We start from the raw sequence: 18366 nt of genomic DNA, 5'->3' as shown, positions 1-18366 counted from the left end.
GGCACCCGGCCGGTGACACCGGTGCGCGCCGCGACCGTCGAACGTTACGACGTGGAGACCGATGTGCTGATCGTCGGTTTCGGCTGCGCGGGGGCCGCCGCGGCGTACGAGGCCGCCTCGGCGGGCGCGGACGTCCTCGTCATGGAACGGGCCGGCGGGCCTGGCGGGTCGTCGGCCCTGTCCGGCGGCGAGCTCTATCTCGGCGGCGGAACGCCCGTGCAGCACGCGTGCGGCTTCGAGGACAGCGCGGCCGAAATGTTCGGCTACCTCGCCGCCGCGCTCGGGCCGCACGCCGACGAGGAGAAGCTGCGCCTGTACTGCGACGGCAGCGCCGCGCACTTCCAGTGGTTCGTGGACTGTGGGCTGACCTTCGAGCCGACCCTGTGGGACGCGCCGACCTGGATGCCGACCACCAAGGACGGACTGATGTGGCTGGGTGAGAACGCCTGGCCGTACAACGAGATCGCCCGCCCGGCGCCGCGCGGCCACCGCTGCGCGACCGACTCGTTCGGCGGCTGGCTGGTCATGGAGAAGCTGGTCGCCGCCGCGCAGGGAGCGGGGGCCGACGTGCACGCCGACACCCTGGCCACGGCACTCGTCGTGGACGACAGCGGACGGGTCGTCGGTGTCAGCGCGCGTCGGCACGGCCAGGAGCTGACGTACCGCGCCCGGAGGGGCGTGGTCCTGACCACCGGCGGGTTCGCCGACAACGAGGAGATGCTCGCCGATCACGCCCCGAGCCTCATCGGCCACGGCAAGGTCAGCGACGGACTCGACGACGGCAGCGGTATCCGCATGGCCGCCGCGATCGGCGCCGCCACCCGGCGGATGGGCGTGGTCGAACTGGCGCTGACGGCGCTGCCCCCCATGGCCACCAGGGGCATGCTGGTCAACGGCCACGGGCAGCGCTTCATCAACGAGGACGTCTACCCCGGCCTGTTCAGCGTGGCCGCCGTACTGACCCAGCCCGCCCCCTACTGGGTGATCATCGACGAGGAGGGCTACGAGTCGGTCCCCGAGGCGGAACGCTGGGGCGTGGTCCCCCGGTTCGTCGCGGAGACCCTGGCGGAGCTGGAGACGGAACTCGGCATGCCGCAGGGCGCCCTGGAGTCCACGGTCGGCACCTACAACACGCACGCGGCACGTGGGCAGGATCCGTACTTCCACAAGGACCCCCGCTGGCTGAGGCCGCTGACGGGGCCGTTCGCGGCGATCGACCCGAGGGCCGGCTTCCACCAGGGCGGACGGCCGAGCGCCGGGGCGGGCACCGGGGCAGCCGGGTTCACCCTCGGCGGGCTGCACACCACGGTCGACGGCGCGGTCCTCGACGTGTCGGGCGAACCCGTACGTGGTCTCTTCGCCGCCGGCCGGGCATCCTCCGGCATCCACGGCGAGGGCTACATCAGCGGCACTTCGCTGGGGGACGGGACGTTCTTCGGACGCCGCGCGGGTGTCGCCGCGGCAGGCGGCGCCTGAGCAGCGGGAAAGGGCCGGGTACGCGCCGCCTCAGGCGCTTACCCGGCCTCTTCGGTGCTGTCCGCCTTCGAGGCGTCAGGGTGCGGGCCTGCGCCCGCCGTCGTCCACGAGCTCGATCGTGCCCCGCAGCGCGGCCTCGCGGATCGTGTCGCGCAGCGACCCGCAGCCCTCGAAGGCCGCACCGGCCCCCTCGCGCTCCGCGCAGAGGGCCATCGCGCCGCCGTTCCACTGCACACTCGTCTGCTGCCAGCTGCTCTTGCGTACGAGGACCAGGGCCGCGCACCGGCCGCACGCCAGGGGCCGCATCGGTCCGCCGTCGGTGAGCCGGTTGTCGACCCGCATCAGACCGGCCGGCCCTCGGCGGCGGCAGCTTTGAGGGCGAGGTTCGCCTCGACCTCCTTCTGCCATGCCTCGACGGGGCGCGTGGTGTCCAGCTCGAACTCGAAGCGGTCGGTCATCTCCGGCTTCACATCGGCCACGTCCACGTAGAACTGCTCGTACCAGCGGCGCAGTTGGTAAACGGGGCCGTCCTCCTCGCAGAGCAGGGGGTTGTCGATCCTTGCCTTGTTCTGCCAGATCTCGACATCCTGCTCGAAGCCGAGCTTGATGAACTGGGCCATGCCCGCCGCGAGGTCGTCTGCCTGGCTGCCCTCCATCGACGACGAGCGCTTCACGACGATGCCGTACTGCAGCACGAACCGGTTCGCGTCGACCGGATAGTGACAGTTGATCAGGACAACCTGCTGGTCGCCGGTGTCGTACTGGTACGTCAGGTCGTCGATCATGAACGACGGGCCGTGGTACGAGGCCAGCGAGTCGGAGCCGGTCGTCCTGGGCTTGTCGCCCTGTTCCTGGGGGCGGGCGTCGGGGCGGCCGGTCGCGCGCATGTGCTGGGTCGCGGTGTGACCCTCGAAGACGTTCTTGAAGAACGTCGGGAAGGAGTAGTGCACGTAGAAGAAGTGGGCCATGTCCACCACGTTGTCCACGACTTCGCGGCAGTTGGCGTCGATGGTCGTCTCGTACCAGAGCCAGTCGGTCCACTCGCCGCTCGTCGCGCCCTCGATCCGGGGGATCGTCACGTCGGCGGGCGGGGGGTTGCCCTCGGGGTCGTTCCAGACGAAGAGCATGCCGTCCTGGTCCAGGGTCGGCCAGGATGCCGTGCGGGCCCGCAGAGGCACGCGCTTGGAGTACGGGATCTGCTTGCAGCGGCCGTCGCCGCCCCAGCGCCAGTCGTGGAACGGGCAGGCGACCTCGTCGCCCTTGACGGTGCCCTGCGAGAGATCGCCGCCCATGTGCCGGCAGTAGGCGTCCAGCACGTTCAGCGTGCCGTCGCCCGCCTGGAACACCACGAGCTTCTGGCCGAACGCCAGGACCGAGTGGGGCTTTCCGTCCCTGAACTTCTCCGCGAGACCCAGGCAGTGCCAGCCGCGCGCGAAACGCGTGGGTGCCGCTGCGGCTTCGATGGCCCTGACGTCGTCGGGTGCTGACTCGACTGCGCTCACGTTCTCTCATCCCCTTAAGGACGCATGGTTTCCAGGTTCCCGGACGGTAGGCCCGTCGGCCGGTGCCGGGCCCTGGGAGTCCCACTGACCGGAAACCGGTCCTCCGGGGCAGGCCGAGGGCCGGTCCCGGTCGGTGGGACCGGGGCGTCCCGAAGGCGCGGGCCGCGAGTACCGTCCCCCGGCCCGTCCACCGCAAGACCTGGTGAAGGAGCCCGTGATGAACCGATTCGACGGCGTGAAAGTCCTGCTCACCGGGGCAGGATCGGGGATCGGACGGGCGACCGCGCTCCGCCTGGTGTCCGAGGGGGCGGCCGTGTTCGCCGTCGACCTGTCGCACGACGGCCTGGCGGACACCGCTGCTGCGGCGGCGGGCGGGCCGGGGCGGCTCGTGACCCGGGTCGCCGATGTCGCCGACGAGGACGCGGTGGTCGGGTGCGTACGGGCCGCGGCCGGAGGCCTCGGTGGCATCGACGTCCTGGTCAACGTGGCGGGGATCCACCGGACGACGCCGATCGACCGGCTGACGGTGGCGGACATGGAGCGGCTCTTCGCGGTCAACACCGTGGGGACTGCCCTGTTCTGCCGGGAGGCACTGCCCCATCTGCCGGACGGAACCGGTGTCATCGTCAACGTGGCGTCGTCGGCGGCCGGGCACGGGAACCCGTACATGACCGCGTACGCCGCCTCCAAGGGGGCGGTCCTCGGCTTCACGCTGTCCCTGGCCGCCGAGGTCGCGCACCGAGGCATCCGGGTCGTGCCCGTGTCGCCCGGCTCCGTCGCGACACCCCTGGTCGGGCCGCACGTGCTGCCGCCGGACCTCGACGCGTCGTACTACGCGCGGATCCGGGCACCGTTCGGCGCCGCGCGGCCCGAGCAGATCGCCGGGGTGATCGCCTTCGCGGCGTCACGGGACGCGGCCCACCTCACCGGGGCGGAGATCCGGGCCGACGGCGGATCCCACATCTGAGCCACGTCCCCACGGGCGCGCCGGGCCACTGAGCGGGACGGACCCTTGATTGTTTCGAGAATGAATTCTAGTTTTCGTTTTCACGGACAGTGTCCCGGCCCCAACGGGCCCCTCACACCCTTACGGAGAGTCATGACCGAGGCCGTCATCGTCGAAGCCGCGCGGACCCCGGTCGGCCGGCGCCGCGGCGCCCTGGCCGGGCTCCACCCGGCCGAACTTCTCGGGCTCGCCCAGAAGGGCCTGGTGGAGCGTGCCGGCATCGCCGCCGACACCGTGGAGCAGGTCATCGGGGGCTGCGTCACCCAGGCCGGCGAACAGTCCAACAACGTCGCCCGCACCGCCTGGCTGCACGCCGGGCTCCCGCAGACCACAGCGTGCACCAGCATCGACTGTGCCTGCGGATCGTCCCAGCAGGCCGTGCACCTGGTCGCGGGTCTGATCGCCTCGGGCGCCATCGAGACCGGCATCGGCTGCGGCGTCGAGAGCATGAGCCGTGTCTTCCTCGGAGACGCGCTCATCCCGGGCAAGGGCTCCCCGGTGCCGGAGAGCTGGTCCCTGGACATGCCCGACCAGTTCACGGCCGCCGAACGCATCGCCCGCAACCGGGGCCTCACGAGGGCGGATGTCGACGCCTTCGGCCTCGGTTCCCAGCAGAAGGCCGCCCGCGCCTGGGCCGAAGGACGCTTCGACCGGCAGATCATCCAGATCGAGGCTCCCGTCACCGGCCCGGAGGGACCCACCGGCGCAACCACGCTCGTCGACCGCGACCAGGGACTGCGCGACACCACGGCCGAGGCGCTGGCCGGTCTCAGGGCGGTCGTTCCCGACGGCATCCACACCGCGGGGAACTCCTCCCAGATCAGCGACGGCGCCGCTGGAGTCCTGCTCATGAGCCGTGAGCGCGCCGCCCGGGAAGGGCTGCGCCCCCGCGCCCGGATCGTGGCGTCCGCCATGGTCGGCTCCGACCCGTACTACCACCTAGACGGACCCATCGCCGCGACCGAGCGGGTCCTGCGCGCCGCCGGGATGAACCTCGCCGACATCGACCTCGTCGAGATCAACGAGGCGTTCGCCTCCGTCGTCCTGTCCTGGGCGCAGGTCCACAAGGCCGACCTCGACAAGGTCAACGTCAACGGCGGGGCCATCGCGCTCGGTCATGCCGTCGGCTCCACCGGTGCCCGGCTCATCACCCAGGCACTGCACGAACTGGAGCGCACCGGCAAGTCCACCGCGCTGATCACCATGTGCGCCGGCGGAGCGCACGCGACCGCCACCATCATCGAACGTATCTGAGGGCGCTGCCATGACCATCGGACTCACCCAGGAGCACCTCGACCTGCGGGACGCCGTTCGCGCCTTCGCGAACCGGCACATCACCGAGGACACCCTCCGGTCTGCGGCGGACGCCGACAAGGAGACCCTCCCCGCACACTGGAGCGGACTCGCCGGACAGGGGCTGCTCGGCCTGCACCTGCCCGAGGAGGACGGCGGCGCCGGGTACGGACTCGTCGAACTCGCCGTCGTCACCGAGGAACTGGGGCGGGCCACGGCCCCCGGGCCGTTCCTGCCGACGACACTCGCCTCGGCCGTCCTGCACGCCGCCGGACACCGGACCCACCTCGAAGCGCTCGCCACCGGCACCACCCTCGGCGCGGTGGGGCTCGCCCCAGGCACCCTCGCCCTGGCCCGCGCCGCGGACGGCACGGTCACGGTCACCGGAACGTCCGAACTCGTCATCGGCGGACACCTCGCCGACGTGTTCGTGCTGCCCGCCACCGACGGCGGCCGTACCACCTGGCTGGTGCTGCCCCGGACCGCCGTGGACACCACCGACGTCCGCAGCCACGACCTCACCCGCCGCTCGTCCCGGGTGACCGCACGGTCGGTGCCGGTCCCGGCCGCCGATCTGCTGGACCTCGATGCGCAGACGCCCCACGACATCGCCGCGACGCTCTTCGCCGCCGAAGCCTCCGGCCTCGCCGACCGCTGCGTGAACACCGCCGCGGAACACGCCCGGGTACGGGAGCAGTTCGGCCGCCGCATCGGCCAGTTCCAGGGCGTCAAGCACCGCTGCGCCCGCATGCTCGCGCAGGCCGAACAGGCCCGCGCCTGCGCCTGGGACGCCGCCCGCGCGGTCAGCCCCGGCGGTGTGGCCGACGCGGTCGAGGCCTCGTTGGCAGCGGCTGTCGCCGGGGCGGTCGGCGTCGACGCCGCGTTCTCCGTCGCGAAGGACTGCATCCAGGTGCTCGGCGGCATCGGGTTCACCTGGGAGCACGACGCGCACCTCGCACTGCGCCGCGCGCAGACCCTCCGGATCGCCCTCGGTCCGTCCGCCGCCTGGCGCCGTCGTGTCGCCCGCCTCACCATGGAGGGCGCCCGCCGCGAGCTGGGCGTGGAACTCCCGCCGGAGGCCGAGGCCGAGCGTGAGGGCGTACGCGCCGAACTGCGTGCGGCGGCGGCGCTGGACGGCAAGGAGCGCCTCACCCATCTCGCCGACCACGGCTACACCGCCCCTCATCTGCCGGCCCCCTGGGGCAAGGGCGCGGGCCCGGTGACCCAGCTCGTCATCGCGGAGGAGCTCCAGGCCGCGGGCCTCACGCCTGTCGACATGATCATCGGCGGCTGGGTGGTGCCCACGCTCATCGCCCACGGCGACACGGCCCAGCAGGAGCGGTTCCTCACCCCGAGCCTGCGCGGCGACATCGTCTGGTGCCAGCTCTTCAGCGAACCGGGCGCCGGGTCCGACCTCGCGGGGCTCACCACCCGGGCCGAGAAGGTGGAGGGCGGCTGGCGGATCACCGGGCAGAAGGTGTGGTCGTCCATGGCCCACGACGCCCACTGGGGTGTCCTGCTGGCCCGCACCGACACCGAAGTGCCCAAGCACAAGGGCATCTCCTACTTCCTCCTCGACATGACGAGCCCCGGAATCGACATCCGTCCGCTACGGCAGATCACCGGGGACGCCGAGTTCAACGAGGTCTTCCTCGACGAGGTGTTCATCCCCGACGAACTGCTCGTCGCCTCACCCGGCGACGGCTGGAAGCTCGCCCGCACGACCCTCGCCAACGAGCGCGTCGCCCTGTCCCACGACTCGATCGGCTCCGGCGCCGAGGCACTGCTGGAGATCGCCGCCGCCTCGGACGGCCTCGACGACGAACAGCTCACCACTCTCGGCGGCCACCTCTGCGCCGCCCAGACCGGCGGGGTCCTCGCCCTGCGCACCACCCTGCGCACCGTCTCCGGGCAGCAGCCCGGGGCCGAGGCGTCCGTCGCCAAACTGCTCGGCGTCGAATACCAGCAGCGGGTCTGGGAGACCTGCGTGGACTGGCAGGGTTCCGCCGCGCTCACCGGCGAGGGTGAACGCCTCGACGCCACCTGGCAGTTCCTCAACGGCCGCTGCCTCTCCATCGCGGGCGGCACGACGGAGGTCCAGCTGAACATCATCGGCGAGCGCATCCTCGGCCTGCCCCGTGACCCCCGGCCCACCGAGAAAGGCTGACATGCCCATCGACCGCGAGAAGGCGTTGACCTCGGACCCGTCCGTCCGGGAGATCGCCTGGACCACACGCGACGTGCTCCTCTACCACCTGAGCCTGGGCGCCGGATCCGCCGACGACCCAGAGCTGCACCTGACCTTCGAGAACGGCCTCACCGTGCTGCCGACCTTCGCCCTGGTGGCAGGCTCCGGCATCTCCTCGGGCGAGGCGGACGCACCGGGCTTCCACCTGCCCGGCATCGACATCGACCTGCGCGCCGTCCTCCACGCCGGACAGGGGCTCGAGGTCCACCGGCCCCTCCCCGTGTCCGGCACCGCGACCCTCCGTTCACGCGTCGCCGAGGTCTGGGACAAGGGCAAGGCGGCGCTCATCGTCCTGGAGTCCGCCGCCACCGGCCCGGCCGGCGAGCCGCTGTGGACCAGCACCACCCGCGTGTGGGCGCGCGGTGAGGGCGGCTTCAGCCAGGACGCCGGCCCCGCGGAGGAGAAGGTGACACCGCCGGACCGTCCCGCGGACCACGTCCTCACCTCCACCACCACACCCCAGCAGGCCCTGTGGTACCGGCTCAACGGCGACCTCAACCCGCTGCACGCCGACCCGGAGTTCGCCCGCGCCGCCGGGCTGGACCGGCCGATCCTGCACGGCCTCGCGTCGTACGGGCTGGTCTGCAAGGCCGTCGTCGACGGCGTCCTCGGCGGTGACGTCACCCGGCTCACCGGCCTGGCCGTGCGCTTCGCCGGCCCTCTCGTCCCCGGTGAGTCCCTCACCACCTCCGTGTGGCGAGAGGGCCCCGCCGACGACGGCACCGAGCGGCTCCTGCTGCACGTGGCCTGTCCGGAACGCGACGGCGCACCCGTGCTGACCCACGCGACGGCGACGGTGACGGCGAAGTGAACACCCCCGACGAGAACACCGCACCGGCCATCGACCCCCGCCTGTCCGCCGAACCGAACAAGGACGGTGCCGACGCCGCCGTGGCGGCAGCCCGCCGGGTCATCGCCGCCCTGCTGCTCACCGGCGACGGGAGCGGCGTCGACATGGACGCGATCGCCGACCGGCTCGACGAGGTCGCCGACCGGCTCACCGAGAAGGCTCCCACCGTGGAGGAACGCCTCTCCCGGATGTGGCGCGCCGAGGGCATCAACCGGCACGACCCCGTCACCGGCCCGGAGAACGGCCTCGCGCCGCCGCTGTCCCTGCAGGGCAAGGACGACGGCTCCATCGAAGGCGTCGTCACGCTCGGCCTGCCCTACCAAGGGCCGCCCGGCCATGTGCACGGGGGGATCTCGGCGCTGCTCCTCGATCACACGCTGGGGGTCGCCAACCACTGGGGCGGGACGTCCGGCATGACAGCGGAACTGACCCTGCGCTATCTGCGGCCCACCCCGCTATTCGAGCCCCTGACCGTCACCGGACGCCAGGTGTCGGTGGACGGTTCGCGGATCCGCACGGTCGGAGAGATCTCCGTCAGTGGCCGCGCCTGTGTCACCGCAGAGGGTCTTTTCATCAACAAGCACCTTCCCAGGCCGAGTTGAGGGGGTGGGATTCATGCCGAACCTCGAAGGCAAGGTCGCGGTCATCACCGGAGCCGGTCAGGGCGTCGGCCAGGGCATCGCCCTGGCCCTCGCCTCCGACGGAGCCTCCGTCGCCGTCCTCGGGCGGACCGCGGCGAAGCTCGAAGTCACGTGCGAGATGCTGCGCGAGCGGGGGGCGAAGGCCGAACCGTACGTCTTCGACGTACTCGACACGGACCGGATCCCGGCCGTCGTCGAGGAGGTCGCCGAACGCTTCGGCGGCATCGACATCCTGGTCAACAACGCCTACTCCGGCTGCTACGGCACGCTCCTGTCACTGAGCGACGAGCAGTTCCACAAAGGCTTCGAGAGCGGCCCGTTCGCCGCGTTCGCCTTCATGAAGGCCGCGCATCCGTACCTGAAGCAGAACGGCGGGGGTGCCATCGTCAACCTGGTCACCTCGGCGATGGTCCGCTGGGATCTGAGCACCTACGGCGCGTACGCGGCCGCCAAGTCCGCGCTGCGCTCCCTCACCCGGACCGCCGCCGACGAATGGGGACGCGACGGGATCCGGGTCAACGCCATCGCCCCGCACGCGGTGTCACCCGCCTACGCCGGATGGCAGGACGCGAACCCCGAGGAGGCGGCCGAGTTCTGCGCGTCCATTCCGCTGGGGTACGTCGGCGACTGCGAGCAGGACATCGGGCGCGCCGTCGCGATGCTGTGCGGCCCGGACGCACGGTATCTGACGGGCGCCACCGTTCCGCTCGACGGCGGCCAGGCCAACTTCGACTGACCGGGCGGGGCAGGGCGGAACCCGCCTGCCCCGCCCCCGTCCGGTCCTCCCCGCCCTCCCGGTCAGCGGGATCCGTCCCGCCCGCGCCACCGACCGTGGATAGCGTCGCCACCGGCGCGGCGCGGACCAGGGAATCCCGGCCGCTCCGCCGCACCGAGCCGCACGCACGCCGGCTGCCGGCCCGCGTGTGTGCCGGACTCCGGGCGCCACGACCACCACGCGACGACGGACCTCGCACCCGCGCGGACCGTCTCCGTACCGACTCCGGCAGACCCGGCCACCGGGTGAGAGGGACCGACGTTGCCACACGAGACGATTGCCGACCTGCTGCTCGCCCGGGCCGGGGACGACCACCCGGGCCTGCTGACCCGTGAACGGTCCTGGACCTGGGGCGAGGTGGTCGAGGAGAGCTCGGCCCGTGCCGCCTGGGCCGAGAAGCTGCGCACCGACGGACCGTTCCACATCGGTGTGCTCCTGGACAACGAGCCCGAGTACGTCTTCTGGCTGGGGGCCGCCGCCCTCGCCGGCGCGGCCGTCGTCGGCATCAACCCCACCCGTACCGGCCCCGAACTCGAACGCGAGGTGCGGCACACCGACTGCCAGGTGATCGTGACCGACCGGGCGGGCGCCGCACTGCTGGACGGTCTGGACGTCGGTGTGGACCACGACCGGTTCCTCGTCGTCGACGCACCGGAGTACGGCACGGGTCTCGCGGCCCACGCCGGGCTGCCCCCACGCGCTCCTGACGTCACCGCCGCCACCCGGATGCTGCTGCTCCTGACCTCGGGCACCACCGGCACGTCGAAGGCGGCGATCTGCTCCCAGGGCCGGCTCGCCGGGCTCGGCGCCTCCAACAGCGTCAAGTACGACATCGCCCGCGAGGACACCTGTTACTGCCCGATGCCGCTCTTCCACGGCAACGCGCTGATGGCGCTGTGGGCACCCGCCCTCACCGTGGGGGCCACGATCGCCCTCACCCCCAAGTTCTCCGCGTCCGGGTTCCTCCCCGACGTACGCCACTTCGGGGCCACCTTCTTCACGTACGTCGGCAAGGCCATCGGCTACATCCTGGCCCGCCCCGAGACCGGCCAGGACGCCGACAACCGGCTCACCCACGGCTTCGGAACCGAGGCGTCCCCCGAGGACATGACCCGCTTCCTGGACCGCTTCGGCTGCCGCCTCGTCGAGGGCTACGGCTCCAGTGAGGGCGCCGGCATGCTCAAGCGGGTCCCCGACGCGCCCACGGGCGCGCTCGGCACGCCGGCCAGGGACGGCGTCCGCATCGTGCACCCGACGACCCGGGCCACCTGCCCGCCCGCCTCGCTCGACTCCTACGGCCGGGTACGCAACCCGGAGGAGGCCATCGGTGAGATCGTCGACACCGAGGGCGCCGCACGCTTCGAGGGCTACTACAACAACGACGCCGCGAACGCCGAGCGCGTCCGCCACGGCTGGTACTGGACCGGCGACCTCGGTTACGTCGACGAAGCCGGCTACTTCTACTTCGCCGGACGCTCCGGCGACTGGATCCGTGTCGACGGCGAGAACATCTCCGCCCTGCTCACGGAACGCATCCTGCGCAGGCATCCGGGCGTTGTCGCCGCAGGCGCCTTCGGCGTGCCCGACCCGCGCTCCGGCGACCAGGTCATGGCCGCGGTCGAGATCGCCGACGGCACCCGCTTCGAGGACCTGGACCTGCCAGGCTTCCTGGCCCGCCAGGAGGACCTGGGGAGTAAAGGCGCCCCCCGCTTCGTGCGCGTCTCGCACATGCTTCCCACCACCGGCTCCAACAAGCTACGGAAGAAGGAGATGCAGCTGGACGGCTGGCGCACCGACGACTCCGTGTACCGCTGGGAGGGCCGGGGCCGGCCCGCGTACGCGCCGATGACGGACGACGACAAGGCCGCACTGCGCAGCGAGTTCCTGGCCAACGGGCGTGGCCGGTTCCTGCCCTGACACGCCGCCGGTTCGCCGGCTGTGACGGAACACCGCGGCGACAACCAAGGAGAACCACATGCAACTGCGCGAGAGCGCCGCGCACCAGGAGCTGCGGCGGGAACTGCGGGCGTACTTCGCGGGCCTGATGCCCGAGGACGAACGCCGTCGCGTCGGCGAGGAGGGCGTGGGCGGGCCCCGCTTCCGCGAGGTCGTCAAACGGCTCGGCTCCGACGGCTGGCTCGGCATCGGCTGGCCCACGGAGTACGGCGGCCAGGGCCGCTCGGTCGAGGACCAGTACGTCTTCTTCGACGAGGTCCAACGGGCGGGCCTGCCCTTCCCGTTCGTCACCGTGAACACCGTAGGACCGACCCTCATGGCCCACGGGTCCCAGGAACACAGGGAACGGTTCCTGCCCGGCATGCTCTCCGGCGACATCGTCTTCGCGATCGGCTACACCGAGCCCGAGGCCGGCACCGACCTCGCCTCGCTGAGCACCCGTGCCGTCCGGGACGGGGACCACTACGTCGTCGACGGCAGCAAGATCTTCACCAGCGGCGCCAACACCGCCGACTACGTGTGGCTCGCCGCCCGCACCGACCCGGACGCCCCCAAGCACAAGGGCATCTCGATCCTGATCGTGCCCACCGCCGACGACGGCTTCTCCTGGAGCCCCATCCACACCGTCGGAGGGCTGGTCGTCACCGCGACCTACTACAGCGAAATCCGCGTCCCGGCCGCCGATGTGGTCGGCGACGTGGACGGCGGCTGGCGGCTGATCACCGCCCAGCTCAACCACGAACGCATCGGCCTCGCCGCCCTCGGCGGCCGCATGATCCAGCTCTGGGAACGGGTCCTGGACTGGGCCCGGGACAACGGCACCGCCGGCATCCCCTGGGTGCGCCAGGAGTTCGCCCGTACGTACGCCCGGCTGGAGGCGATGCGGCTGATGAACTGGAAGATGACCTCCGCCGTCGCCTGTGACGCTCTGACCGGCGCCGACGCGGGCGCCGCCAAGGCGTACGGCACCGAGACCCACATCGACGTCCAGCGCGGACTGACCCAGATCCTCGGCGCGGCCGGACGCATCAGGCCCGAATCGCCGGGTGCGGTCCTGGCGGGCCAGGTGGAACAGCTCTCCCGGCAGGGCATCGTGAACACCTTCGGCGGCGGCGTCAACGAGATCCTGCGCGATATGGTCGCGACCCAGGGACTCGGGCTGCCGCGCAAGGGGCGTGGCGCATGACCGGGCGGCAGCCGGGGTACGAGGAGCGCCTGCAGGCCTTCACCGGGCGCGAACTGCGCGCCCTCGCACCGGGCCAGGACCCGGTCAACCAGCCGATGATCCGGCACTGGGCGGAGGCGATGGGTGACACCAATCCGGTGTACACCGACGCCGGGGCGGCCCGCTCCACCGGACGGGACGGGGTGGTGGCACCCGCGTCGATGGTCCAGGCATGGACGATGCGCGGATACGCGGCCACCGTCGCGCCGGACGGCGGCACGAGCGGCTTCGACGAGCTCGTCGCCCTGCTCGACGAGGGCGGCTACACCTCCGTCGTGGCGACCGACTCGGAGCTCACGTTCCTGCGGGAGCTGACACCGGGGGACCATGTCGCCGTCCGGGAGACGGTCGAGTCGGTGTCCGCGGAGAAGAAGACCGGGCTCGGCACCGGACGGTTCGTCACCACCCTCAAGACGTACACCGACCAGCACGGCACGACCGTCGCCACGCAACGCTGGAGGACACTGCGGTTCCGCCCGGCGCCCGCACCCGCTGACGCCGCGCCCGCTCCCGCACTGCGCCCCCGGCCGGCGGTCAACCGGGACAACGCCTTCTTCTTCGAGGGCGCGACGCAGCACCGGCTGCTCATCCAGCGCTGCGCGTCCTGCTCCCTGTTGCGCCACCCCCCGGGGCCGTGCTGCCCCGCGTGCAACTCACTGGAGTGGGACACCGTCGAGGCCGCGGGCCGCGGCCACGTCTACAGCTTCGTCGTGAACCACCATCCGCGGCACCCCGCCTTCGACTCCCCGTATCTGGTCGCCGTCGTGGAACTCGCCGAAGGCACCCGGCTCGTCACCAACCTGACCGGCGTCGCCCCCGAGGACGTCACCATCGGTATGCCGGTGGTCCTCGACTGGCTCGACGCCGACCCCGATCTGACCCTGCCGGTGTTCCGGCCCGCCCCGACGGAGGCGCCCTGATGGATTTCTCCCTGGGAGAAGAGCTCGAAGCGGTGCGTGACCTGGCACGCGAGATCTTCACCGACCGCGCCACGCCCGAGAGGCTGCGTGAGGTGGAGAACTCACCGACGCGTGTCGACGAACGGCTGTGGGTGGACCTCGCCACGGCCGGACTGGTAGCGGCCGTGCTGCCCGAGAAGGACGGCGGCGCCGGACTCGGCATGGCCGGCCTCTGCGTCCTCCTCCAGGAGCAGGGCAGACAGGTCGCTCCCGTACCGCTCTGGCCCGCGCTGACCGGAGCGCTCATCGTCGCCGCGTACGGCACCGAAGCGCAGCGCTCCGAGCTGCTGCCGGCGCTGGTGGAGGGCACCGGCCGGCCGACCCTCGCCCTGGAGGAGTTCGGCCCCGCCGACGCGCTCATGCCCTCGACGGCAGCCGTCGAGGACGGTCCTGGCTGGCGACTCAGCGGCGTGAAGGCGGTGGTGCCCGCACCGGCCGGTGCGCGGCACGTGCTGGTGACCGCCGCCACGAGCGCCGGGCCCGGTGTCTTCCTGGTCGCCCGGGACGCCACCGGGGTGAGCTGGGAGTATGCCGAGACCACCACCCACGACATGAGCGCCCACCTCGTCCTCGACAACGCCCCCGCCGAGGCCGTCGGCACGCCGGGTGACGGTGCCGTCGCGCACCTCGTCCGCGGCGCTTGGCTGGCCCTGGCCGCGGTCCAGGCGGGCGTGGCCGACGGGGCGCTGGGCCACGCCGCCCGCCATCTGCGCGAGCGCGAGCAGTTCGGCCGGCCTCTCGCCACCTTCCAGGCGGTGCAGCACCAGCTCGCCGACTGCTACATCGACATCGAGGCGATGCGGGTCACGCTCTGGCACGCGGTGGACGCACTGGCGGACCCGTTCGACGCCGAGGCAGCCGACCGCGCGGCAACGGTCGCCAAGTGGTGGGCCACCGAAGGGGGCCTGAACACCGTTCACCGGGTCCAGCACGTGCACGGCGGCATCGGTGTCGACACCGACTACCCGGTGCACCGCCACTTCCTGTGGGGCAAGCAGATCTCCACCACGCTGGGCGGAGCGGGCGCCGACCTCGAACGTCTCGGCGCCCTGGTGGCCGGCGGGGCGGTGACCTCATGACCGCGCGTCCGGACACCCTCCCGCCTTCCCGCACCTACGACGAGGTGGCTGTCGGCGACGTACTCCCCGAGCTGCCGATCCCGGTCACCCGCACCCTGATCGTCGCCACCGCACTCGCGAGCCGCGACTACCAGGACGTGCACCACGATCCCGAACTCGCCAGGGAACGCGGCTCCAAGGACATCTTCATGAACATCCTGACCAGCAACGGCCTGGTCGACCGGTACGTCACCGGCTGGGCCGGCCCCGCCGCGGTCGTCAAGGCGATCCGGATCCGGCTCGGGGCCCCCAACCACCCGGGCGACACCATGGTGCTCACCGGCACGGTGACCGCGAGGTCCGACGAGGACCGCAGCGTCGAGATCGCGGTCACGGGCACGAACAGTCTCGGCGCCCATGTCACCGGAAGCGTCTCGGTGCGGCTTCCTGGGGAGGACCGATGAGCATCGTCCCGCCGGCGCAGGCAGCCGCCGTCGTCGGTATCGGCGCCACGGAGTTCTCCAAGAACTCGGGGCGCAGCGAACTCCAGCTCGCCTGCGAGGCCGTGCTGGCCGCCCTCGCCGACGCGGGGCTGAAACCCTCCGACGTCGACGGGCTGGTCACCTTCACCGCGGAGACCAACTCCGAGATCCATGTGGCCCGCAACACCGGAATGGGCGATCTGACGTTCTTCTCCCGCATCGGGTACGGAGGCGGAGCCGGCTGCGGCACGGTGCAGCAGGCAGCCATGGCCGTGGCCACCGGGGCCGCCGATGTGGTCGTCTGCTACCGCGCGTTCAACGAACGGTCAGGCGAGCGGTACGGGCTGGGGCAGTCGTCCCGGCCCCTGGACACCACCGCGGACCGGGCCGCGTACGCCTGGATGACCCCGTTCGGGCTGAGCACCCCCGCCCAGTGGGTGGCCATGTTCGCCCGCCGCTACATGCACGAATACGGCGCCACCACCGACGACTTCGGTCGCGTCGCCGTGGTGGACCGCAAGCACGCCGCGAACAATCCGGCCGCGTGGTTCCACGGGCGTCCCATCACCTTGCAGGACCACCGCGACTCCCGGTGGATCGCCGAACCCCTGCGGCTGCTGGACTGCTGTCAGGAGACCGACGGCGGACAGGCCCTCGTGATCGTCTCCGCCGAACGGGCCAGGGACCTCGCCCATGCACCCGCGCTGATCCGCTCGGCCGCCCAGGGGCTCGGCGCCGACCAGCACATGATGACCAGCTACTACCGGCCCACCATCACCGGCATCCCCGAAATGGGCCTGGTCGGGCGGCAGTTGTACGAAAAGAGCGGCCTGGGGCCCGAGGACATCGACGCGGCGGTCCTCTACGACCACTTCACCCCGCTGGTCCTTCCCCAGCTGGAGGAACTCGGCTTCTGCAAGCCCGGCGAGGCGAAGGACTTCATCGCCGACGGCCACCTCGAAGTCGGCGGCAGGCTGCCCTTCAACACCCACGGAGGGCAGCTCGGAGAGGCGTACCTGCACGGCATGAACGGCATCGCGGAGGGCGTCCGGCTGATCCGCGGCACTTCGGTGAACCAGCCCGGCAAGGCCGACCACGTCATGGTCACCGCCGGCACCGGAGTCCCCACCAGCGGCCTGATCCTGGGAGCGGACCGATGAGCGTATCCCCGTGGCAGGGGCGTGAACTCGGCACCCGTACGGCCTCGTACACCGCGCGCGACGCGATTCTGTACGCGCTCGCGGTCGGCGCCCCGGCGGACAGGCTGGACCTGGTCCACGAGGAGCGCCTGCGGGTGCTGCCCACCTTCGCGCTGACCCTGGCCCAGTGGGCCCCCGACGCGCTCGGCGCACTGGGGGCCTTCGACATCACCACCGCCGTGCACGGCAGCCAACGCCTCCTGGTGCACGGCCCGTTGGAGACGTCCGGCGAGCTGACCACATCGGCGCACGTCTCCCGTGTCCGGGACAAGGGATCGGCCGCCGTCTTCGATGTGGAGGTGACCTGCGAGCGCTTCACGGCGACCTGGTCGATCTTCGCCCCCGGCTGCGGCGGCTTCGGCGGCGAACGTGGTCCGGCCGCCCCGCGCCGCCCCGACCGGCCGGCCGAGCACACCCGGACCGTGGCCACCCACTCCCGGCAGGCGGCGCTCTACCGGCTGCTCGGCGACCGGCACGCCATGCACATCGATCCCGCGGCGGCCAAGGCCGCGGGGATGCCCCGGCCCTTCCTGCACGGACTGTGCACGCTCGCCGCGAGTCTGCTGCCGCTGGCCGAGGAACTCGGTGTCCACCCGGCCGGTCTGGTGGAACTGGACGCCCGGTTCGCCGCCCCTGTGTTCCCGGGCGACCGGCTCACCCTGCGCGGCTGGGACGACGGCCCCCGCGGTGGTGGTGCCGCGCTCTTCGAGGCGTCGGGCGACGACGGCCGCCCGGTGCTCACCGGCGGCCACGCACTGTTCGCCCCGGACCCACCGCCCCGGAAGGAGACCTTCGATGCTTGAGCCCGCACAGCGTACCGAGGCCGCCGACGTGCTGTGGTCGGCCCAGCGTGACCGGATCCCGGTCGACCCGCTGACCACCACCTACCCGGCCATCGACGCGACCGACGCCTATGAGATCCAGCTCATCAACATCCGCAGGCAGCTGGCGGAGGGCCGCACCGTCCGAGGACACAAGGTCGGGCTGTCCTCGAAGGTCATGCAGCAGATGATGGGCGTGGACGAACCCGACTACGGGCACCTGCTCTCGGACATGGTGCTGGCCGAGGAGACCCCCGTCGGGGCCGGCCGCTACTGCTACCCCCGGATCGAGGTCGAGATCGGGTACGTGCTCGGCCGGAGCCTTCCCGGGGAAGGGTGCACCACGGAGGACGTCCTCGCGGCCACCGAATACATCGTCCCCAGCATCGAACTCATCGACAGCCGCATCACGGACTGGAAGATCGGGCTCGCCGACACCATCGCCGACAACGCGTCCTCCGCCGGTGTGATCCTCGGCTCCGCCCGTGTCCGGCCGTCCGACGTGAATCCGGCCGACATCGCCGCCGTGCTGTACCGGGGGAAGGAGGAGATCGCGCGCGGCAACACCAGCGCGGTGCTCGGAAACCCGACCGAGGCAGTTGCCTGGCTGGCCCGCAAGGTGGCGTCGTACGGGGTGCGGCTGGAGGCCGGACACGTCGTCCTGCCGGGGTCGTGCACGAGGGCGGTGGACGTACGGCCGGGGGACGAGTTCCGCGCCGAGTTCGAGGGGCTCGGCTCCGTATCGGTCGCCTTCGACCACTCAACGGGACAGCACCCGCCCGAAAACTGAAATCAATACTAGTTTTGCGAGCTGAGGCGCACCCGCACCAACCCTGAGGTGCGCCGGCGTATCCATCGGCTCGACGGAACACGGA

General features: G+C 71.8%; 17 protein-coding genes. 15 read left to right on the top strand and 2 right to left on the bottom strand.

Annotated elements, in window-relative coordinates:
• Window positions 1-12 precede the first annotated feature (12 nt).
• A complete protein-coding gene (locus AB0C75_RS17570) occupies window positions 13-1476 on the top strand; it encodes an FAD-dependent oxidoreductase (protein WP_362891657.1) in 1464 nt (487 codons plus the stop codon).
• Between the two features lie 75 nt (window positions 1477-1551).
• Here the strand turns inward: AB0C75_RS17570 and AB0C75_RS17565 are convergent, their stop codons facing one another.
• Together AB0C75_RS17565 and AB0C75_RS17560 are read right to left on the bottom strand one after the other, a co-directional pair.
• Window positions 1552-1818 (bottom strand): ferredoxin, encoded by a 267-nt coding sequence (locus AB0C75_RS17565; protein WP_362891655.1) that lies wholly within the window; start codon window positions 1816-1818, stop codon window positions 1552-1554.
• A complete protein-coding gene (locus AB0C75_RS17560) occupies window positions 1818-2978 on the bottom strand; it encodes a Rieske 2Fe-2S domain-containing protein (protein ID WP_362891653.1) in 1161 nt (386 codons plus the stop codon). Before AB0C75_RS17560 ends, AB0C75_RS17565 begins: the two co-directional genes overlap by 1 nt.
• Before the next feature lie 217 nt (window positions 2979-3195).
• Here AB0C75_RS17560 and AB0C75_RS17555 point away from each other — a divergent pair, with 217 nt between their 5' ends.
• The 14 genes from AB0C75_RS17555 (at window position 3196) to AB0C75_RS17490 (ending at window position 18281) form a co-directional block, all read left to right on the top strand.
• Window positions 3196-3945 (top strand): SDR family oxidoreductase, encoded by a 750-nt coding sequence (locus AB0C75_RS17555; protein WP_362891651.1) that lies wholly within the window; start codon window positions 3196-3198, stop codon window positions 3943-3945.
• 132 nt (window positions 3946-4077) lie between these two features.
• Window positions 4078-5238 (top strand): steroid 3-ketoacyl-CoA thiolase, encoded by a 1161-nt coding sequence (locus tag AB0C75_RS17550; RefSeq protein ID WP_362891649.1) that lies wholly within the window; start codon window positions 4078-4080, stop codon window positions 5236-5238.
• Window positions 5239-5248: 10 nt separating this feature from the next.
• Entirely contained in the window at window positions 5249-7444 is a 2196-nt protein-coding gene (locus tag AB0C75_RS17545) for an acyl-CoA dehydrogenase (RefSeq protein ID WP_362891647.1), read from the top strand.
• Window position 7445: 1 nt separating this feature from the next.
• Window positions 7446-8336 carry a MaoC/PaaZ C-terminal domain-containing protein gene (locus AB0C75_RS17540; protein WP_362891645.1) on the top strand — a complete coding sequence of 297 codons (891 nt, stop codon included), beginning with the start codon at window positions 7446-7448 and terminating at the stop codon, window positions 8334-8336.
• Window positions 8333-8977 carry a PaaI family thioesterase gene (locus AB0C75_RS17535; protein WP_362891643.1) on the top strand — a complete coding sequence of 215 codons (645 nt, stop codon included), beginning with the start codon at window positions 8333-8335 and terminating at the stop codon, window positions 8975-8977. The genes AB0C75_RS17540 and AB0C75_RS17535 overlap by 4 nt, the downstream gene beginning before the upstream one ends.
• A gap of 13 nt (window positions 8978-8990) precedes the next feature.
• Window positions 8991-9752, top strand: a complete 762-nt coding sequence (locus tag AB0C75_RS17530; RefSeq protein WP_362891641.1) for an SDR family oxidoreductase — start codon at window positions 8991-8993, stop codon at window positions 9750-9752.
• Window positions 9753-10052: 300 nt separating this feature from the next.
• On the top strand, window positions 10053-11708 hold the full coding sequence (locus AB0C75_RS17525) for an AMP-binding protein (RefSeq protein ID WP_362891639.1): 1656 nt from the start codon (window positions 10053-10055) through the stop codon (window positions 11706-11708).
• A gap of 58 nt (window positions 11709-11766) precedes the next feature.
• Window positions 11767-12933, top strand: a complete 1167-nt coding sequence (locus AB0C75_RS17520) for an acyl-CoA dehydrogenase family protein (RefSeq protein ID WP_362891638.1) — start codon at window positions 11767-11769, stop codon at window positions 12931-12933.
• Entirely contained in the window at window positions 12930-13892 is a 963-nt protein-coding gene (locus tag AB0C75_RS17515; RefSeq protein ID WP_362891636.1) for a bifunctional MaoC family dehydratase N-terminal/OB-fold nucleic acid binding domain-containing protein, read from the top strand. The genes AB0C75_RS17520 and AB0C75_RS17515 overlap by 4 nt, the downstream gene beginning before the upstream one ends.
• Window positions 13892-15010 (top strand): acyl-CoA dehydrogenase family protein, encoded by a 1119-nt coding sequence (locus AB0C75_RS17510; RefSeq protein WP_362891634.1) that lies wholly within the window; start codon window positions 13892-13894, stop codon window positions 15008-15010. Before AB0C75_RS17515 ends, AB0C75_RS17510 begins: the two co-directional genes overlap by 1 nt.
• A complete protein-coding gene (locus tag AB0C75_RS17505) occupies window positions 15007-15453 on the top strand; it encodes a MaoC family dehydratase (RefSeq protein WP_362891632.1) in 447 nt (148 codons plus the stop codon). The genes AB0C75_RS17510 and AB0C75_RS17505 overlap by 4 nt, the downstream gene beginning before the upstream one ends.
• Window positions 15450-16631, top strand: coding sequence for a lipid-transfer protein (locus AB0C75_RS17500; RefSeq protein WP_362891630.1), 1182 nt, complete (start codon window positions 15450-15452; stop codon window positions 16629-16631). The genes AB0C75_RS17505 and AB0C75_RS17500 overlap by 4 nt, the downstream gene beginning before the upstream one ends.
• The gene (locus tag AB0C75_RS17495) at window positions 16628-17473 is read left to right on the top strand and encodes a MaoC/PaaZ C-terminal domain-containing protein (protein WP_362891628.1); all 846 of its coding nucleotides are present in this window, start codon (window positions 16628-16630) and stop codon (window positions 17471-17473) included. The genes AB0C75_RS17500 and AB0C75_RS17495 overlap by 4 nt, the downstream gene beginning before the upstream one ends.
• Complete coding sequence (locus tag AB0C75_RS17490; RefSeq protein ID WP_362891626.1) at window positions 17466-18281, top strand: 2-keto-4-pentenoate hydratase; 816 nt, start codon at window positions 17466-17468, stop codon at window positions 18279-18281. Before AB0C75_RS17495 ends, AB0C75_RS17490 begins: the two co-directional genes overlap by 8 nt.
• The last annotated feature ends 85 nt before the right edge of the window (window positions 18282-18366 follow it).

Origin of the sequence: Streptomyces sp. NPDC048565 (assembly GCF_040650935.1) — a bacterium.
Classification (GTDB): domain Bacteria; phylum Actinomycetota; class Actinomycetes; order Streptomycetales; family Streptomycetaceae; genus Streptomyces.
This window is presented reverse-complemented; position numbering and strand designations above follow the sequence as displayed.

Excerpts from the sequence above, each read along its gene's own strand:
- AB0C75_RS17490 (WP_362891626.1), top strand. The coding sequence starts at position 17,466 with ATGCTTGAGCCCGCACAGCGTACCGAGGCCGCCGACGTGCTGTGGTCG.
- AB0C75_RS17530 (WP_362891641.1), top strand. The coding sequence starts at position 8,991 with ATGCCGAACCTCGAAGGCAAGGTCGCGGTCATCACCGGAGCCGGTCAG.
- AB0C75_RS17495 (WP_362891628.1), top strand. The coding sequence starts at position 16,628 with ATGAGCGTATCCCCGTGGCAGGGGCGTGAACTCGGCACCCGTACGGCC.
- AB0C75_RS17555 (WP_362891651.1), top strand. The coding sequence starts at position 3,196 with ATGAACCGATTCGACGGCGTGAAAGTCCTGCTCACCGGGGCAGGATCG.
- AB0C75_RS17545 (WP_362891647.1), top strand. The coding sequence starts at position 5,249 with ATGACCATCGGACTCACCCAGGAGCACCTCGACCTGCGGGACGCCGTT.
- AB0C75_RS17500 (WP_362891630.1), top strand. The coding sequence starts at position 15,450 with ATGAGCATCGTCCCGCCGGCGCAGGCAGCCGCCGTCGTCGGTATCGGC.
- AB0C75_RS17550 (WP_362891649.1), top strand. The coding sequence starts at position 4,078 with ATGACCGAGGCCGTCATCGTCGAAGCCGCGCGGACCCCGGTCGGCCGG.
- AB0C75_RS17515 (WP_362891636.1), top strand. The coding sequence starts at position 12,930 with ATGACCGGGCGGCAGCCGGGGTACGAGGAGCGCCTGCAGGCCTTCACC.
- AB0C75_RS17540 (WP_362891645.1), top strand. The coding sequence starts at position 7,446 with ATGCCCATCGACCGCGAGAAGGCGTTGACCTCGGACCCGTCCGTCCGG.
- AB0C75_RS17565 (WP_362891655.1), bottom strand. The coding sequence starts at position 1,818 with ATGCGGGTCGACAACCGGCTCACCGACGGCGGACCGATGCGGCCCCTG.
- AB0C75_RS17505 (WP_362891632.1), top strand. The coding sequence starts at position 15,007 with ATGACCGCGCGTCCGGACACCCTCCCGCCTTCCCGCACCTACGACGAG.
- AB0C75_RS17510 (WP_362891634.1), top strand. The coding sequence starts at position 13,892 with ATGGATTTCTCCCTGGGAGAAGAGCTCGAAGCGGTGCGTGACCTGGCA.
- AB0C75_RS17520 (WP_362891638.1), top strand. The coding sequence starts at position 11,767 with ATGCAACTGCGCGAGAGCGCCGCGCACCAGGAGCTGCGGCGGGAACTG.